Annotated in this window: 13 protein-coding genes and 1 pseudogene; 1 reads left to right on the plus strand and 13 read right to left on the minus strand. The window is 61.2% G+C overall.

The genetic code is table 11. The features are described from left to right. Positions 1-14: 14 nt before the first annotated feature. Positions 15-461, minus strand: coding sequence for an azurin (gene azu, locus V8689_RS27020; protein ID WP_056782764.1), 447 nt, complete (start codon positions 459-461; stop codon positions 15-17). 333 nt (positions 462-794) lie between these two features. On the opposite strand from azu, the gene V8689_RS27025 reads away from it, so the two are divergent. Further along, entirely contained in the window at positions 795-977 is a 183-nt protein-coding gene (locus V8689_RS27025; protein WP_005784271.1) for a hypothetical protein, read from the plus strand. A gap of 146 nt (positions 978-1,123) precedes the next feature. On the opposite strand, the gene V8689_RS27030 is transcribed toward V8689_RS27025, so the two are convergent. The 12 genes and pseudogenes from V8689_RS27030 to rpsR all read right to left on the minus strand — a co-directional run bounded on the left by V8689_RS27030 (position 1,124) and on the right by rpsR (position 15,824). Beyond that, the gene (locus tag V8689_RS27030) at positions 1,124-2,014 is read right to left on the minus strand and encodes a transglutaminase family protein (protein WP_056782762.1); all 891 of its coding nucleotides are present in this window, start codon (positions 2,012-2,014) and stop codon (positions 1,124-1,126) included. Continuing rightward, positions 2,014-4,500 carry a circularly permuted type 2 ATP-grasp protein gene (locus V8689_RS27035; RefSeq protein WP_056782761.1) on the minus strand — a complete coding sequence of 829 codons (2,487 nt, stop codon included), beginning with the start codon at positions 4,498-4,500 and terminating at the stop codon, positions 2,014-2,016. Before V8689_RS27035 ends, V8689_RS27030 begins: the two co-directional genes overlap by 1 nt. Positions 4,501-4,658: 158 nt before the next feature. Further along, positions 4,659-7,949, minus strand: a complete 3,291-nt coding sequence (locus tag V8689_RS27040) for a DUF2126 domain-containing protein (protein ID WP_056782760.1) — start codon at positions 7,947-7,949, stop codon at positions 4,659-4,661. Positions 7,950-8,136: 187 nt separating this feature from the next. Then, complete coding sequence (locus V8689_RS27045) at positions 8,137-8,301, minus strand: hypothetical protein (RefSeq protein WP_314691347.1); 165 nt, start codon at positions 8,299-8,301, stop codon at positions 8,137-8,139. Between the two features lie 38 nt (positions 8,302-8,339). Then, positions 8,340-8,456 (minus strand): annotated as a pseudogene (locus tag V8689_RS27050) (NAD synthetase); the annotation flags it as partial. Between the two features lie 165 nt (positions 8,457-8,621). Continuing rightward, positions 8,622-9,071 carry a hypothetical protein gene (locus tag V8689_RS27055; protein ID WP_056782759.1) on the minus strand — a complete coding sequence of 150 codons (450 nt, stop codon included), beginning with the start codon at positions 9,069-9,071 and terminating at the stop codon, positions 8,622-8,624. Beyond that, complete coding sequence (locus V8689_RS27060) at positions 9,068-10,000, minus strand: NAD synthetase (protein WP_434520654.1); 933 nt, start codon at positions 9,998-10,000, stop codon at positions 9,068-9,070. Before V8689_RS27060 ends, V8689_RS27055 begins: the two co-directional genes overlap by 4 nt. A gap of 202 nt (positions 10,001-10,202) precedes the next feature. Further along, on the minus strand, positions 10,203-12,506 hold the full coding sequence (locus V8689_RS27065) for a YgiQ family radical SAM protein (protein WP_003188080.1): 2,304 nt from the start codon (positions 12,504-12,506) through the stop codon (positions 10,203-10,205). A gap of 184 nt (positions 12,507-12,690) precedes the next feature. After that, a complete protein-coding gene (gene dnaB, locus V8689_RS27070; RefSeq protein WP_003188079.1) occupies positions 12,691-14,088 on the minus strand; it encodes a replicative DNA helicase in 1,398 nt (465 codons plus the stop codon). Positions 14,089-14,198: 110 nt separating this feature from the next. Then, positions 14,199-14,645, minus strand: coding sequence for a 50S ribosomal protein L9 (gene rplI / locus V8689_RS27075; RefSeq protein WP_003171376.1), 447 nt, complete (start codon positions 14,643-14,645; stop codon positions 14,199-14,201). A gap of 18 nt (positions 14,646-14,663) precedes the next feature. After that, positions 14,664-15,557: a hypothetical protein gene (locus V8689_RS27080; RefSeq protein ID WP_032893827.1), complete on the minus strand. Its 894-nt coding sequence runs from the start codon at positions 15,555-15,557 to the stop codon at positions 14,664-14,666. A 36-nt stretch (positions 15,558-15,593) separates the two neighbouring features. Continuing rightward, positions 15,594-15,824: a 30S ribosomal protein S18 gene (gene rpsR, locus V8689_RS27085; RefSeq protein WP_002551829.1), complete on the minus strand. Its 231-nt coding sequence runs from the start codon at positions 15,822-15,824 to the stop codon at positions 15,594-15,596. Between the last annotated feature and the right edge of the window lie 7 nt (positions 15,825-15,831).

The following is a 15,831-nucleotide window of genomic DNA, read 5'->3' on the forward strand; positions in this document are numbered from 1 at the left end:
ACGGTAACGCGGTCTTACTTCAGAACCACAGCACCTTTCATCATCGAGATGTGGCCTGGGAACGAGCAGAAGAAACTGTACTTCTCATCAGCCTTCAGCTTGGAGACGTCGAAGGTCACCGAGTCTTTCTCGCCAGCGCCGATGATCTTGGTGTGGGCGATGATGCGCTCATCACCGGCTTTCAGGTAATCCTTGTCGATACCAGCAGCCATGCCATCGGTAGCCACAGGCTGCATATTGGCTTCGGTGGTCAGCACCCAGTTATGCCCCATCACGTTCTTTGGCAAGCTGCCCGAGTGAGTCAGCTCGACGGTGAACTGCTTGCAGCTCTTGTCGATAGTGATTTCTTTGGTGTTGAAAGACATCTGGTCAGTGGAGTCGACAGTGACCTTGCACTCTGCAGCAAGCAACTGGCCGCTCGCCAGAGTCAGCAGGGAAACAGCAACGAGTTTGGCAAACATGTGAATCTCCAAGGCAGGGTTTTAAAAACGCGGATTGCGGTAAGGGTGCCTCAATCAGGCTTGAGTTCTTATGATCTGAATCAACAGATTGTATACAACTTTAGGCTATCAGCTTCATCAACACAATCAACCAGCCAAACTGCCGCACCCTGCCTATGATCGGCCCACCACTCACGGGAGTTCATGCCATGCACCTTAATCACCTGTTCAACGGCCTTCTGGCTGCCTACGCCTGCGGTAAGTGAAAGCAAAGGGCACCCTGAAGCTGCTACCATGACGACCCGAGGCAGCTGCGCGCCGCCCACCCTCACCTTCGACCCTAGAGGATCGCCCATGGCCAAACCTAATTACTCCTTCGCCAAACGTCAGAGAGACTTGGCCAAGGAACAGAAGAAAGAGGAAAAGCTGCAACGCAAGAAAGCAGCTGCAGACGAAGAAGCCGGCGCACTGAACCCGGATGCCGAAGGTGAAGCGGCAACTGACGAGACCGAAACCCCGAAAGACCCCGCAGAATGATCGTTCCCACGCTGATCGTTCCCACGCTCCGCGTGGGAATGCATCCCCGGACGCTCCGCATCCCGCTCCAGGCTTGAAGCCGGCGCAAGGGTGACGCAGAGCGTCACAGCAGGCATTCCCACGCGAAGCGTGGGAATCATCGTTTTTTATTCCAGCGGCATCACCGTCACCCGCACCTCCGGGTCGTGGCTGCCTCCCCCCAGAATCACCCCCCGCAAAGGCGACACATCGGAAAAATCCCGGCCCCAGGCCAGGGTGATGTGCTCCAGTGCCGGCTGCACATTGTTGGTCGGGTCAAAATCCACCCAGCCTGATACCGGGCAAAACACCGAAACCCACGCATGGGACGCATCCGCGCCAATCAGCCGTGGCTGGCCGGGCGGTGGCTGGGTGAGCAGGTAGCCACTGATATAGCGCGCCGCCAAGCCCCGCGAACGCAGGCAGGCAAGCATCAGGTGAGCGAAGTCCTGGCACACGCCGCGACGGCGCTCCAGCACTTCCACCAGCGGCGTGGCGACCTGGGTGGCTTCGGCATCGAAGGTAAATTCGCTGAAGATCTTCTCCATCAATGCCTGCGTGCCCAGAAGTAAAGGCTCGCCGGGCGGGAAGCAGCTTTCGGAGAATTCGACGAAAGTTTTCTTCAGATGCACATAGGGCGACTCGAAGCGATAACGGCAGGCTTCGATCACCTCGGCGCTCAGGGGCTGGCTGCTGTAGGTCAGGCTGTCGCGGGTATGGTCCCAGGGCGGCGATCGCTGAAAGTCCAAAACAGGCCGCGCCAGCACTTCCACGGTCAACCCGGCGTTCACCAGTAATTCGTCATGAGGCCGTTCGAACGCCAGGCGGGTGATCGGGTTGCCGAACACGTCCAGTTCGTCGCGGCGTGAGGTGGGTTCCGGGCTGATATCCAACTGCTGCCAGGTGCACTTCTGCCAGGCGCACGGCCGTGGCCACAGGTGCGCCAGTTGCTGGGCCAGGGACACCGGGCTGTCGTAGTGGTAATGGGTATCGTGGAAAATCTGATAGCGCGCGCTCATTACACCGACACCGTTTGTTGGCTGACATCATCCACGTGGGCAAAATGACGCAGCGCCAGGCGATCAGACATTTGCCCGCTTTCATCGGCCACCGCTTGCAGCAAGTCGGCCAGGCCGTCCAGGGCGGCACGCACGCTGGTTTCGCCAAACAGGCCGTTCTCCAGGCAGCCCAGGTCAAAACGCGCCAGGCGCTCGACCAACGGCGCCAGCCCGGTTTCACGGGGCACGCCGAAATCATCATTGAGACGGCGCAGGGTGCGGCTCACCAACTTGAGCTGGAACAGCACCGCGTGGGGGTTCTGCTCGTCAAGCAGCAGCAGGTCGAGCACCGGGATCAACTGCGGCACCGCCAGGTAGCGCGAGCGGTAGGTGATGCTGCTGTTGCCCAGCTCCAGCAACCATTCCAGCCCGGCCTGATCGAACACCGCCACACCGCGCAGGAACGCCGCAAGGCTGCTGCTCAGAAACTGTAGACGCTCGATGCGCCGGCCCATCATCAAGAAGCGCCAGCCTTCATCGCGGGTCATGTCGTCCAGGGCAAACCCGGACAGCGCCGCCAGGGACATCACCAGGCGATTGAGAAAGTCGAGCAGCTCGCCAAAGTCTGCAGTGTCGCTTTCCAGTTCCATGGCTTCGCGTTGCAGCTCCACCAGGGCCTGCCAGTTTTCCCGGGACAACTTGCCGCGCACCTGGGACGCCGCCCACTGCAAGCGCTGCAAATTGGCGCGCAGGCTTGAAGGCCAGTCATCACCCAGCAAGGCCGCGAGCAGACGCTCAGGCAGCTCGCCCTCCTCCGGCAACAGGCGCAGGCTTTCGCCGAGTTCGACGGCGGCTTGCAACGCCAGCGGATCGTCGCCATCGACATACCGCGCCAGCACGATGCGCAGCCAGCGCGCACTGTCATCGCAGCGCTCGCAGTAACGACCGAACCAGAACAGGTTTTCCACCACCCGCGAGGGCAAATAGGGATCGCGGCGCACCAGGTCATAGGCGCCAATGGTGCGTTGGGCGCGCCACTGCTCGCCACCCGGCACGCGTTCGCCGAGCACCCAGGTGTCCTTGCTCGCCCCGCCGCGTTGCATCGATACCACCTCGGCATCAGCGTCGGCCGCCACACGGGTCAGGCCGCCGGGCAGCACCCGATAACCGTCATCACTGGCCACGGCGTAGACCCGCATGCCGATGGCGCGGTGTTGCAAGTGGTCATCCACGGTGTGCCAGACCGGCGCCTGAGACAACTGCGCCAGCTCTTGGGCGACATAGGCATAGGGCCGCGCACGCATGCGTTCGGCCAGGGCCTGGCGCTGTTCGTCATCAAGGTCGCGACCAAACACCGGGGCGAAACTTTGCGAGGGGAATGCCGGCTTGATCAGCAGCTCCGGGAGTTTTTCCAAGGCTTCGGCAAGCACCGGCGCTTCGCCGCACCACCAGGTGGCGATCGACGGCAGGATCAAGGCTTCACCGAACAAAAACTCGTTGATCTTGGGCAAAAAGCCCAGCAACCCCGGGGACTCCAGCACGCCACTGCCCAAAGCATTGGCCACCAGCACATTGCCTTGGCGCACGGCATCGAGCAGGCCCGGCACGCCCAGCGCCGAGTCGGTGCGCAGCTCCAGCGGGTCGCAGAAATCATCATCAAGGCGACGCATGATCGCGTGTACCCGGCGCAGGCCGCTGAGGGTTTTCAGGAACACGGTGCTGTCGCGCACGGTGAGGTCGCCGCCCTCGACCAAGGGATAGCCGAGCTGGCGCGCCAGGTACAGATGTTCGAAATAGCTTTCGTTGAAACGCCCCGGCGTGAGCAACACGATCAGTGGCGGCTGGTCATCGCCAGGGGCCTGGCGCGCCAGGGTTTCCTGCAACGTGCGAAAGAAACCGGTGAGGTGCTGCACCTGCATATCCCGGTACAGGTCCGGGAAGGCGCGGGACACGATGGTGCGGTTTTCCAGGGCGTAGCCGGCGCCCGACGGGGCTTGGGTGCGGTCGGCGGTGACCCACCAGCGGCCATCCGGGGTGCGTGCCAGGTCGACTGCGTACAGATGCAGGAACGCACCGTCAGGCGGCTGGATACCCTGGCACGGCCACAGAAAGTTGTTATGCCCGAACACCAGTTCGGCCGGCAGCAAGCCTTCCTTGATCAGGCGCTGCGGGCCATACAGGTCGGCCAGCACCGCATTGAGCAGGCGCGCACGCTGGGCGATGCCAGCCGACAGTTGCTGCCACTCCTCGGCGGCCAGCACATGGGGCAACAGGTCAAGCTCCCAGGGGCGATCGGCACCCTTGGGGTCGGCGTAGACGTTGTAGGTGACGCCGTTTTCCTGGATCTGGCGCGTCAGCAACGCCTGGCGCTGGGCCAGTTGTGCGGGCGTGCTGCGTTGCAGGTGATCGAACAAGCGTCGCCAATGGGCACGCACAGCGCCGCTGGCATCCAGCAGTTCGTGATAGGTGCCCGCGGTGAGCGGGTAACGGTCGAGCAAGTCGGACATGGAACGCTCGGCAGAGGCAAGGGAAGTCAGGTTAACTCAAATTCACTACGATCCGATGTGGGAGCTGGCTTGCCTGCGATAGCGGTGTATCAGTCACCAGAACTATCGACTAAACCACCGCTATCGCAGGCAAGCCAGCTCCCACACTGGGATCATGTTCATTCCTTATTTTTTGTAAAACGCCGCAAATCCAGGGTCATTGGCAACTCATCGTTTACCGTTACAGTCGGCACCACAAGCTTGCCCGGGCTATGCCCCAAGCGGAAAAACCGCGCCATGCGCCGGCTCTCCGCCTCATTGGCATTCACCGGCAGGCTGTCGTAATTGCGCCCGCCCGGGTGCGCCACGTGGTATTGGCAGCCGCCCAACGAGCGCTGCATCCAGGTGTCGAGCAGGTCGAATACCAGCGGCGCATGCACGGGGATGGTCGGTTGCAGGCAGTTGGCCGGTTGCCAGGCGCGGTAACGCACGCCCGCCACGAACTCGCCGACGCGGCCGGTGGGTTGCAGCGGCACCGGTACGCCATTGCAGGTCAGCAGGTAGCGTTGCGGCGGCAATCCGCTCAACTTCACTTGCAGGCGCTCCAGGGACGAATCCACATAGCGCACCGTGCCACCCACCGCGCCCTCCTCGCCCAGCACGTGCCAAGGCTCCAAGGCCTGGCGCAGTTCCAGTTCGATACCGCTGACGGCGTAGTCGCCCACCTTGGGGAAACGGAACTCCAGATGCGCCGCGAACCATTCGGCCCGCAGTGGGTAGCCGGCCGCGTTCAGTTCGACGATCACGTCGGCAAAGTCCTGCTCGATAAAGTGCGGCAACAGGAAACTGTCATGCAGTTCAGTGCCCCAGCGCGCCAGCTTCGGCGGCGCATAGGGCTCGCGCCAGAACCGCGCGACCAGCGCTCGCAGCAACAATTGCTGGGTCAGGCTCATGCGCGCATGGGGCGGCATTTCAAAGGCGCGCAGTTCCAGCAGGCCCAGGCGGCCAGTGGCGCCGTCGGGTGAGTAGAGTTTGTCGATACAGAATTCGGCACGATGGGTATTGCCCGTCACGTCAATCAGCAGGTTGCGCAACAGGCGATCCACCAACCATGGCGGGCACTCCTCGCCCGGCTCCGGCATCTGCGCGAAGGCGATTTCCAGTTCATACAGCGCATCGTTACGCGCCTCATCCACCCTGGGCGCTTGGGAGGTGGGGCCGATAAACAGGCCGGAGAACAAATAAGACAACGCCGGGTGGTTATGCCAGTAGCTGATCAGGCTGCGCAGCAGGTCCGGCCGGCGCAGGAAGGGCGAATCCTTGGGCGTCGCACCGCCCAGCACGAAGTGGTTACCGCCACCGGTGCCGGTGTGGCGCCCGTCGATCATGAACTTCTCGGTGGTCAGGCGGGTTTGCCGGGCCTCTTCGTACAGGAATTCGGTGCGCTCTACCAACTCGTCCCAGGTGGCGGACGGCTGTACGTTGACCTCGATGACACCGGGGTCTGGCGTGACCCGGAAATTGCTCAGACGTGTATCCGCTGGCGGCTCGTAGCCTTCCAGCAGCACCGGGCAATGCAGCTCTTCGGCGGTGGCCTCAATGGCAGTCACCAGCTCCAGGTAATCCTCGACGCGCTCCAGCGGCGGCATAAACAGGTACAGGCGACCTTCCCGTGCTTCGGCGCACAGCGCGGTACGGGTCAGCCAGTCGGCGGACTCGTCGACCTTGGGCACACGCTCATCACCCGGCGCGGGCTCGCCATGGTTTTGCAACTGGGCGCTGGTCGGCAGATCCGGCTGATCCTGGTTAGGGTCGGTCGGATGCACAAACGGATACTCCGCCGCAGTCACCCAGGGCTGCGAAGCGAGCGGCAGGCGATAGCCCAGCGGCGAATCCCCAGGCACCAGACGGCAATGGTTGTCGCGCAGGTACCAACGCCCACTCTGCCAGCGGTCATTGGCCGCAGTACGTGCCAGCGGCAGCACCTGGCCAATGACTTTATCCAGGCCCTGGCTGAAGACTTTACGCAGGCGTTCACGCTCCAGGTCGTCGCTCAGGCGCGGGTCCTGGGCGGTGACGTTCTGGGGCAGCGCCCCTTCGCGCCACAGGTAGTAGAAATTGTCTTCGAACGCCGGGAACACGAAGCGCGCCGGTAGTTTGAGGCGCTCGGCGACGCTGGCCAGGAAACGCCCGGCCATCACCCCATCGGCGCCGTAGTCCTCTTGCTCATCGGCGATCAGCGCGCTGTTGTGCCAGATCGGCACGCCATCGCGGCGCCAATAGCAGTTGAGCGACCAACGCGGCAATTGCTCGCCGGGGTACCACTTGCCTTGGCCGAAATGCACCAGGCCCTTGGGCGCATAGTGCTGGCGCAGGCGCTGGAACAGCTCGGCCGACAGGCGTCGCTTGTCCGGGCCCAGGGCTGCAGTGTTCCACTCGGCGCCGTCGGGGTCGTCGATAGAGACGAAGGTCGGCTCGCCGCCCATGGTCAGGCGTACGTCGTCCACGAGCAGGTCGCCGTCGATCTGCCGGCCCAGGGCCTGGATCGCCAACCATTGTTCTTCGGTGTAGGGCTTGGTCACCCGTGGCGCTTCCCAGATCCGTTCCACCGACATCTCATGGGTGAACTCGCATTCGCACGGCTCCACCAACCCGCTGATCGGCGCGGCGGACGATGGATCGGGGCTGCAGGCCAAAGGGATATGCCCTTCACCGGCAAACAACCCGGACGTGGCATCCAGGCCAATCCAGCCCGCGCCGGGCAAATACACTTCACACCAGGCGTGCAGGTCGGTGAAGTCCACCTCGGTACCGGACGGGCCATCGAGGGCTTTGACGTCGGCGGTGAGCTGGATCAGGTAACCGGAGACAAATCGCGCCGCCAACCCGAGGTTGCGCAGCAATTGCACCAATAACCAGGCCGAGTCGCGGCACGAGCCGGACGCATTTTCCAGGGTGAATTCCGGGGTTTGCACGCCCGGTTCCATGCGAATCAAGTAACCGATATCGGCGGCCAGGCGCTGGTTGAGGCCGACGAGAAAATCCACGGCCGGTAGCGGCGTGCGATCGATTCCCGCCAGATACGCAGCCAACCTCGGCGTCAGCGGCAAGGTTTCCAGGTACGGCGCCAGCTCGCGCTGCTCATCGGCGGCGTAGCTGAACGGGATATTTTCGGCGTAGGGTTCGAGGAAAAAATCGAACGGATTGAACACCGCCATCTCGGCGACCAGGTCGACTTCGATGCGCAACTCGTCAGTCTTTTCCGGGAACACCAGGCGCGCCAGGTAATTGCCCTGAGGGTCTTGCTGCCAGTTGATGAAATGCTGCTCGGGCAGCACTTTCAGCGCGTAGGACAGTATCCGCGTACGGCTATGGGCCGCCGGGCGTAGCCGCACGATCTGCGGGCCGAGTTCGACAGCACGGTCGTAGCGGTAATGCGTAACGTGGTGCAACGCGACATGAATCGACACGGCGGCCTCCTGCGAGCCAGGGCATAAGCACAACGCGCGCAAGACTTATGCCAGAGCAGCAGTCATTGCACTAAAACGTCGGGCCCGGTGCAGTACAGCACCAAAACGGCGCCAACGTTGCGGCTATGGTGCATGCGCTGCACACATTTGTAGCGCCGGGCTGAGTGCAGGTGGTGAATCTACCCAGTTAAGGCGTGGTACGCCTGGTATTCAGGGCTTGGCGCAGTTGGCGAATTTGCACAAGTTTTGCCCGCATTTCTCGCTGCCCGCTGCTGTTGAGCACCAGCAGGCCAAACAGCGGGAAAATCAGCGACAAGCTATAGAGAACTCTGTGTGGGTTGTACTGAATCATTGATACACAGTAGTTCCTTGGTCAGCTTGGTCCTCTCCTTCTGCATCGATGGTCGCAAACAGCCGTGGCAGGTTGATCAGGCTCTCGATGCGCTGGCGCGCCATAAACTGAGAGCGGTTGGAATGCATGCCGATGTTGAACAAGGCGTTGCCCATAAGGTTCTTCCTTGAAATTTAGAGTGCCCAGACCGGCCTCATCGCAGGCAAGCCAGCTCTCACACTTGAAATGCATTCCCCTGTGGGAGCTGGCTTGCCTGCGATGGCAATCTGATGAGCGCCACCCTCACAAACAGGCCACCTACCGCCAATGAATCTACCCAATCAACGGGCTTTGCGTTGCGCAATCGCCGCTTGGCGCAGATGACGTATTTCGAGTAATCGCTGGCGCATTTCACGATGGCGCTTGCTGTTGAGCAGCAACAAACCCAGCAGCGGAAACAACACCGCCGAGCCGTACACCAGGGTATTGAGGCCGTATTGAATCATCGGCAACACGAACAGCAGGCAACACACCAGGTAGCCCGCCACCAGCCGGGTTGCCCAGGGACACCCGCGTGCGATCATCACATTGCCAAACACCAACACCGCCACCAGCACGAGGATTGCAGCCCCAGAGTAGTCGGCCTTGAGCGTCGGTTCAACCCCGCGCAAATAGGTCACGCCCGCCGTGGAGACCGCCACTGAGCCAGAAAAGATCGCCATGAAGATGGTACCCATGAACACCGGAAAATAACGCGCAAGGAAACTGCGCCTATCGGGAAAACCCTTCATTCCGTCAGTTCCTCATACAGGCCAATGGCAAGCGTCGACGCCGAGCCGACGTGGCCGGTTCGATAGCTGCCCCAGATACCCAACATGCCGCCCAAGGCGTCCTTGAGTTGGGTGAGCGTGGCATGGCGGATTTCCGTGGAGCTGTAGCGTTTGGGCAACGTGCCGGCGCGCTGCTGCAGCTTGAGCAACTTGGGGGTCAGGCTCGGGTCTTTGAGGCTGAGCAATTCCTGGGTCAATTTCTTGCGTTCCTGGCGATTCAAGCCCTTGAGCAGCTCATACCAACTCTTGCCCAACGCAGTGGCCTTTTTGGCCTTGAGCAGCCTTAATGTGGTGAAGGCACCCGTTCCGATCCCCACCAACGATGCGGCATCGAGAATCGGTGACACCGCGCCATACCACTGGGCGTCGTCCATGCGGTCGTTGGCTTGCGGGTCAAGGATCTCGTTATAGGTACGGGCCACGCCAAATCCGCACTGAGCACTGCTGGCCAGCGCGGCCGTGACGCCAATGCCCACCACAAAAGCACTGGCACCGGCGGTGAACGGTACGGCGACGCTGCCACTGAACACCACGATCCAGCCGATCACCGCTGCGCCACAGGAAAGGCCCATATCAAAGGCTTCCTTCTGGAGGCGCCCTTCACGGGGGTCGGTCTTCACCTGCTCGACAAACTGCGCCGGCGAGATGTACTTCTGCGCCTCGCGCAAAATGACACGCTTGGGTTTGATGCTGCAGATGGGCTTGAATTCGCGCAGGGTGATTACGTTGAAGTCGGCGTCGATGTACACCACGCCAGCGCCGACAATGCTGGGGTCGGCGTCGATGACGGCGAACAGCCGCGGCAGGTTGATCTGGCTTTCAATGCGCTGGCGCGCCATGAATTGGGAGCGGTTGGAGTCCATGCCGATGTTGAGCAAGGGGTTGCCCATAAGTGTTCTTCCTTGAAATTGAGAGTGCCCAGACCGGCCTCATCGCAGGCAAGCCAGCTCCCACAGGGGAATGCATTCCAAAGGTGGGAGCTGGCTTGCCTGCGAAAGCAATCTAATGGGCGCCACCTTACCAAACAGACTCAGCACCGACCAGAAAGCAAAACGCCAGCACGAGGCTGGCGTTTTGCATTTCAGGCGTCGATCAACGCGGCACAACCGGCTTGCGCGTAGGCTTGCCGCCCTTGCCCTTGGCCGCATCACTGCGCTCCTTGGCCGCCTGCTTGTTGCGCGCCTGGGCCGCTGCCTTGGCTTGCTCGCGCTTGTCCCACGGGTTGCTGCCGTCGCTGCCACGGGGTGGCAGGCCGGTGTGCTGGGTGAGGATCTTGGTGGTGGTTTCCTTGGCGACCTTATGGCTGCCTGCCGGCGTCGAGTTCTTGCGCCGGGCGCTCTGGTAGCTGTCGGTGGACGGCTGGTGCAGCGGGATTAACTGGTCCTTGCCCGACCCGATCAGGTCGGCACGGCCCATGCGGGTCAATGCTTCACGCAGCATCGGCCAGCCCTTCGGGTCGTGGTAACGCAGGAACGCCTTGTGCAGGCGGCGCTGCTCCTCGCTCTTGACGATGGTTACCGCGTCGCTCTTGTAGGTGACCTTGCGCAGCGGGTTCTTGCCCGAGTGGTACATCGCGGTGGCGGTGGCCATCGGCGACGGATAGAACGCCTGCACCTGGTCGGCACGGAAGCCATTGCCCTTGAGCCACAGGGCCAGGTTCATCATGTCTTCATCGGTGGTGCCAGGGTGGGCGGCGATGAAGTACGGGATCAGGTACTGCTCCTTGCCCGCTTCCTTGGTGTACTTCTCGAACATGCGCTTGAACTTGTCATAGCTGCCAATGCCCGGCTTCATCATCTGGTTGAGCGGACCTTCCTCGGTGTGTTCCGGGGCGATCTTGAGGTAGCCACCGACGTGGTGGGTGACCAGTTCTTTGACATATTCCGGCGACTCGACGGCCAGGTCGTAGCGCAAGCCAGAAGCGATCAGGATCTTCTTCACACCCGGCAACGCACGGGCACTGCGGTACAGCTGAATCAACGACGAGTGGTCGGTGTTCAGGTTCGGGCAGATGCCAGGGAACACGCACGACGGCTTGCGGCACGCGGATTCGATCTCCGGGCTCTTGCAGGCGATGCGGTACATGTTTGCGGTCGGGCCGCCGAGGTCGGAGATCACGCCGGTGAAGCCCGGCACTTTGTCGCGGATCTCTTCGATTTCGCGAATGATCGACTCTTCGGAACGGTTCTGGATGATGCGGCCTTCGTGCTCGGTGATCGAGCAGAAGGTGCAGCCGCCGAAGCAGCCACGCATGATGTTCACCGAGAAGCGGATCATGTCGTAGGCCGGGATCTTCTCCTTGCCATACGCCGGGTGCGGTACGCGGGCGTAGGGCATGCCGAACACGTAGTCCATTTCTTCGGTGGTCATGGGAATGGGCGGCGGGTTAAACCACACGTCCACTTCACCGTGCTTCTGCACCAGGGCGCGGGCGTTGCCTGGGTTGGTTTCCAGGTGCAACACGCGGTTGGCGTGGGCATAAAGCACCGCGTCGCCGCGGACTTTTTCCACCGACGGCAGGCGGATCACGGTTTTGTCACGAGTCATGCGCGGGCTGGCCAGAATCTGCACAACCTTGGCTTCTTCCGGATCGTCCACCGGGCCTTTTTCTTGCTCGATGGCGCAGGCCTGGGTGTCCTGGGTATTCACGTACGGGTTGATGATCTTGTCGATCTTGCCCGGACGGTCGATGCGCGTGGAATCCACTTCGTACCAGCCCGCCGGCGTGTCACGGCGGATGAAGGCGGTGCCGCGCACATCGGTGATGTCTTCGATCTTGTGGCCCCACGACAAGCGCTGGGCAACTTCGACGATGGCCCGCTCGGCGTTGCCGTACAGCAGGATATCGGCGGTGGCGTCGATCAGGATCGAATTGCGCACGCGGTCTTGCCAGTAGTCGTAGTGGGCGATGCGGCGCAGGGAAGCTTCGATGCCGCCGAGTACGATCGGCACGTTCTTGTAGGCTTCCTTGCAACGCTGGCTGTACACCAGGCTAGCGCGGTCCGGGCGTTTGCCGGCCATGCCGCCAGGGGTGTAGGCGTCATCGGAGCGGATTTTCTTGTCGGCGGTGTAGCGGTTGATCATCGAGTCCATGTTGCCGGCCGCGACGCCGAAGAACAGGTTCGGCTCGCCGAGCTTCATGAAGTCGTCTTTGGACTGCCAGTTCGGTTGCGCGATGATCCCGACGCGAAAGCCCTGGGACTCCAGCAGCCGGCCGATGATCGCCATGCCGAACGAGGGGTGGTCAACATAGGCATCGCCGGTGACGATGATGATGTCGCACGAATCCCAGCCAAGCTGATCCATCTCCTCCCTGCTCATCGGCAGGAATGGCGCAGGACCGAAACATTCGGCCCAGTACTTGGGATAGTCAAATAACGGCTTGGCTGTTTGCATGACGGTGACCGGTGTGAAGATGAAAAATCGCGGGCGCGGAATATAGCACAAAATTTGACCAATTCCGACGACAGTAGTCGGAATTGTGGTGGTCCCATCGCAGGCAAGCCAGCTCCCACAGGAGAACGCATTCCACATGTGGGAGCTGGCTTGCCTGCGATGAGGCCCTTACAGGTGCTTGAAACTACTCGTCGTCGTCGAAGTTGTAGCTGCCCGGCGCCAGGTTCTCGAAACGCGTGTACTTGCCGATGAACGCCAACCGGATAAACCCGATCGGGCCGTTCCGCTGCTTGCCGATGATGATTTCGGCAATGCCTTTGTGTTCCGTCTCGGGGTGGTACACCTCGTCGCGGTACACGAACATGATCACGTCGGCGTCCTGCTCGATCGCTCCGGATTCCCGCAAGTCGGAGTTCACCGGACGCTTGTTGGGACGTTGTTCCAGGGAACGGTTGAGCTGGGACAGCGCCACCACCGGGCAGTTGAATTCCTTGGCCAGCGCCTTCAAGGAACGAGAGATTTCAGAAATCTCGTTGGTACGGTTGTCGCCACTGGACCCCGGGATCTGCATCAACTGCAGGTAGTCGATCATGATCAGGGCAATGTCGCCATGCTCACGCACCAGGCGGCGGGTACGCGCGCGCATTTCGGACGGGCTGATACCGGCGGTGTCATCGATGAACAGCTTGCGGTCATTGAGCAGGTTGACCGCCGAGGTCAGGCGCGGCCAGTCGTCGTCTTCCAGCTGACCGGAACGTACTTTGGTCTGGTCGATACGGCCCAGCGACGAGAGCATACGCATGATCAGCGATTCGCCTGGCATCTCGAGGGAGTACACCAGCACGGCCTTGTCGCTGCGCAACACGGCGTTTTCCACCAGGTTCATCGCGAAGGTGGTCTTACCCATGGATGGACGGCCGGCGACGATGATCAAGTCGGACGGCTGCAGGCCGCTGGTCTTTTCGTCGAGGTCGGTGTAACCGGTGGAAATCCCGGTAATGGCAGCATCGGTGTTGAACAAGGTGTCGATGCGGTCGATGGCCTTGGTCAGCAGGTCGTTGACGCTGACCGGCCCGCCGGTTTTCGGGCGGGCTTCGGCGATCTGGAAGATCTGGCGCTCGGCTTCGTCAAGGATCTCGGCGGCAGTGCGGCCTTCGGGGTTGAAAGCGCTGTCGGCGATTTCGGTGCTGATGCCGATCAACTGGCGCAGCGTGGCACGCTCGCGGACGATCTGGGCGTAGGCCTTGATGTTGGCGACGGACGGCGTGTTTTTCGCCAGCTCACCGAGGTAGCCCAGGCCGCCGACCTGGGAGGTCTGGCCTTCCTTGTCCAACTGCTCGGCCAGGGTCACCACGTCGATCGGCGAGTTCTGGTCGGCAAGCTTGGCGATGGCGCGGAAGATCAAGCGGTGGTCATGGCGATAGAAATCACCGTCCGAGACTTGATCCAGCACGCGTTCCCAGGCGTTGTTGTCCAGCATCAAACCACCGAGCACGGCCTGTTCGGCCTCGATGGAATGCGGCGGCACCTTCAGGGCAGCGGTTTGCAGATCGTATTGCTCAGGAGCGGAGATTTCGTTCATGGCCACTTGGAATTTGGGGTGTGTAGAAAAACAAAAGGCACGACCTGTAAACAGGATCGTGCCCGATGTTAACCGGCTGGCACGCGAGGTGCCAGTCAGTTAGGTGCGACTTAAGCTGCTACCACGACAACGCGTACGGTGGCTTCAACTTCGGCGTGCAGGTGCACGGCTACGTCGAATTCGCCTACGTTGCGGATGGTGCCGTTCGGCAGACGAACTTCGCTCTTCTGCACTTCAACGCCGGAGGCGGTCAGTGCATCAGCGATGTCGTGGGTGCCGATCGAACCGAACAGCTTGCCTTCGTCACCAGCGGTGGCAGTGATAGTCACTTCCAGCTCAGCCAGTTGGGCAGCGCGAGTTTCGGCCGACGCTTTTTTGTCTGCTGCGGCTTTTTCCAGCTCAGCACGACGCTCTTCAAACGCAGCCAGGTTGGCAGCGGTTGCAGCGGTGGCTTTGCCGTATGGCAGCAGGTAGTTACGACCGTAGCCGGCCTTAACGTTCACTTTGTCGCCCAGGTTGCCCAGGTTGGCGACTTTTTCCAGAAGGATCAGTTGCATGTGAAAATCCTCTAACTTTTAACCTTCACCGTTCGCGTTATCGGCGTCTTTCGACGCCAGACGACCGCGAAAATCAATCAGGCTGTCAACAATGGCCAAGACCACGAGTAACGGATAGATCAGCTGCATGAACAGCACCAGCGTGACGTACAACCCCACCAGCCAAAACTTGGCCAATCGCTTTTGCGCAGCAAGCCCATGAATCAGGGCCAGCCCGGCAAACACCAGCGGTACGCTGCAAATCGGCGCCAGCAAGGCCATCTGTGGGCCGAAGTTCGGCCCGACAACCATGCACGCCAGCAGCAACATCGCCGGCCCCGCTGGGATTCTGATACTGCGAAACTCGCGACCAAAACCACCCGGGTTGTACAACAACGCCTGCCAATAACGCCCAAGAATCAGGCTCAGCACGCTGACGACCTGCAACAAAGCCGCAATCAGGCCGGTCAGGACCGGGGCAATCAGTGACGCAAACCGCGCTCGCTCATCTACCGACAACTGCTGGTAGAGATCCCCGAGGGCCAACGGCAGGATCTTGACGATCTCCTGCGCCAGCGCCTCGATTTGCGGGCGGAAAGCCGCGCCAAGCATCACTGAGTACACCAACCCCAATGCCACGCTGACCAGCAGCGTGCGGACCCAGGACTCACTTGCGCGCAAAACCAACGCAAGGCTCGATGACCCCAGCAGTACCAGAAGTACCCGTGGATCACCCATTTGCAGCCACCAGATCAAGGCCGGCAACAAACCCAGGGCAAGAACGCCAAGGGCGTCCTTCAAACCGCGCCGCAGTAGCACAAGGCAACCTGCGGCAGCACCCAACCAATAAAGCAACGGCAATGCCGCACATCCAGCCACTACCAGAGTGGCCTGCACGCGACCGCGCATGATGAACTCAGCTAAGGCGCGCATGCATTCAATCCCTTACTACTTGTCGACTGCCCGGTCTCAGCGGCCGTGGCTGTCGGTGTAGGCCAGCAGGGCCAGGAAGCGGGCGCGCTTGATAGCGGTGGCCAGCTGACGCTGATAACGTGCTTTGGTACCGGTGATACGGCTTGGAACGATTTTGCCGGTCTCGGATACGTAGGCTTTCAGAGTGTTGAGATCTTTGTAATCGATCTCTTTCACGTCTTCAGCGGTGAAGCGGCAGAATTTACGACGACGGAAGAAACGTGCCATTTGATAG

The sequence above is a fragment of the Pseudomonas sp. AK181 genome (assembly GCF_051122975.1).
GTDB lineage: Bacteria > Pseudomonadota > Gammaproteobacteria > Pseudomonadales > Pseudomonadaceae > Aquipseudomonas > Aquipseudomonas lactis.

Coding starts and splice junctions, on each gene's coding strand:
- azu (WP_056782764.1), bottom strand. CDS start 461: ATGTTTGCCAAACTCGTTGCTGTTTCCCTGCTGACTCTGGCGAGCGGC.
- V8689_RS27025 (WP_005784271.1), top strand. CDS start 795: ATGGCCAAACCTAATTACTCCTTCGCCAAACGTCAGAGAGACTTGGCC.
- V8689_RS27030 (WP_056782762.1), bottom strand. CDS start 2,014: ATGAGCGCGCGCTATCAGATTTTCCACGATACCCATTACCACTACGAC.
- V8689_RS27035 (WP_056782761.1), bottom strand. CDS start 4,500: ATGTCCGACTTGCTCGACCGTTACCCGCTCACCGCGGGCACCTATCAC.
- V8689_RS27045 (WP_314691347.1), bottom strand. CDS start 8,301: ATGATTCAGTACAACCCACACAGAGTTCTCTATAGCTTGTCGCTGATT.
- V8689_RS27055 (WP_056782759.1), bottom strand. CDS start 9,071: ATGAAGGGTTTTCCCGATAGGCGCAGTTTCCTTGCGCGTTATTTTCCG.
- V8689_RS27060 (WP_434520654.1), bottom strand. CDS start 10,000: ATGGGCAACCCCTTGCTCAACATCGGCATGGACTCCAACCGCTCCCAA.
- V8689_RS27065 (WP_003188080.1), bottom strand. CDS start 12,506: ATGCAAACAGCCAAGCCGTTATTTGACTATCCCAAGTACTGGGCCGAA.
- dnaB (WP_003188079.1), bottom strand. CDS start 14,088: ATGAACGAAATCTCCGCTCCTGAGCAATACGATCTGCAAACCGCTGCC.
- rplI (WP_003171376.1), bottom strand. CDS start 14,645: ATGCAACTGATCCTTCTGGAAAAAGTCGCCAACCTGGGCAACCTGGGC.
- V8689_RS27080 (WP_032893827.1), bottom strand. CDS start 15,557: ATGCGCGCCTTAGCTGAGTTCATCATGCGCGGTCGCGTGCAGGCCACT.
- rpsR (WP_002551829.1), bottom strand. CDS start 15,824: ATGGCACGTTTCTTCCGTCGTCGTAAATTCTGCCGCTTCACCGCTGAA.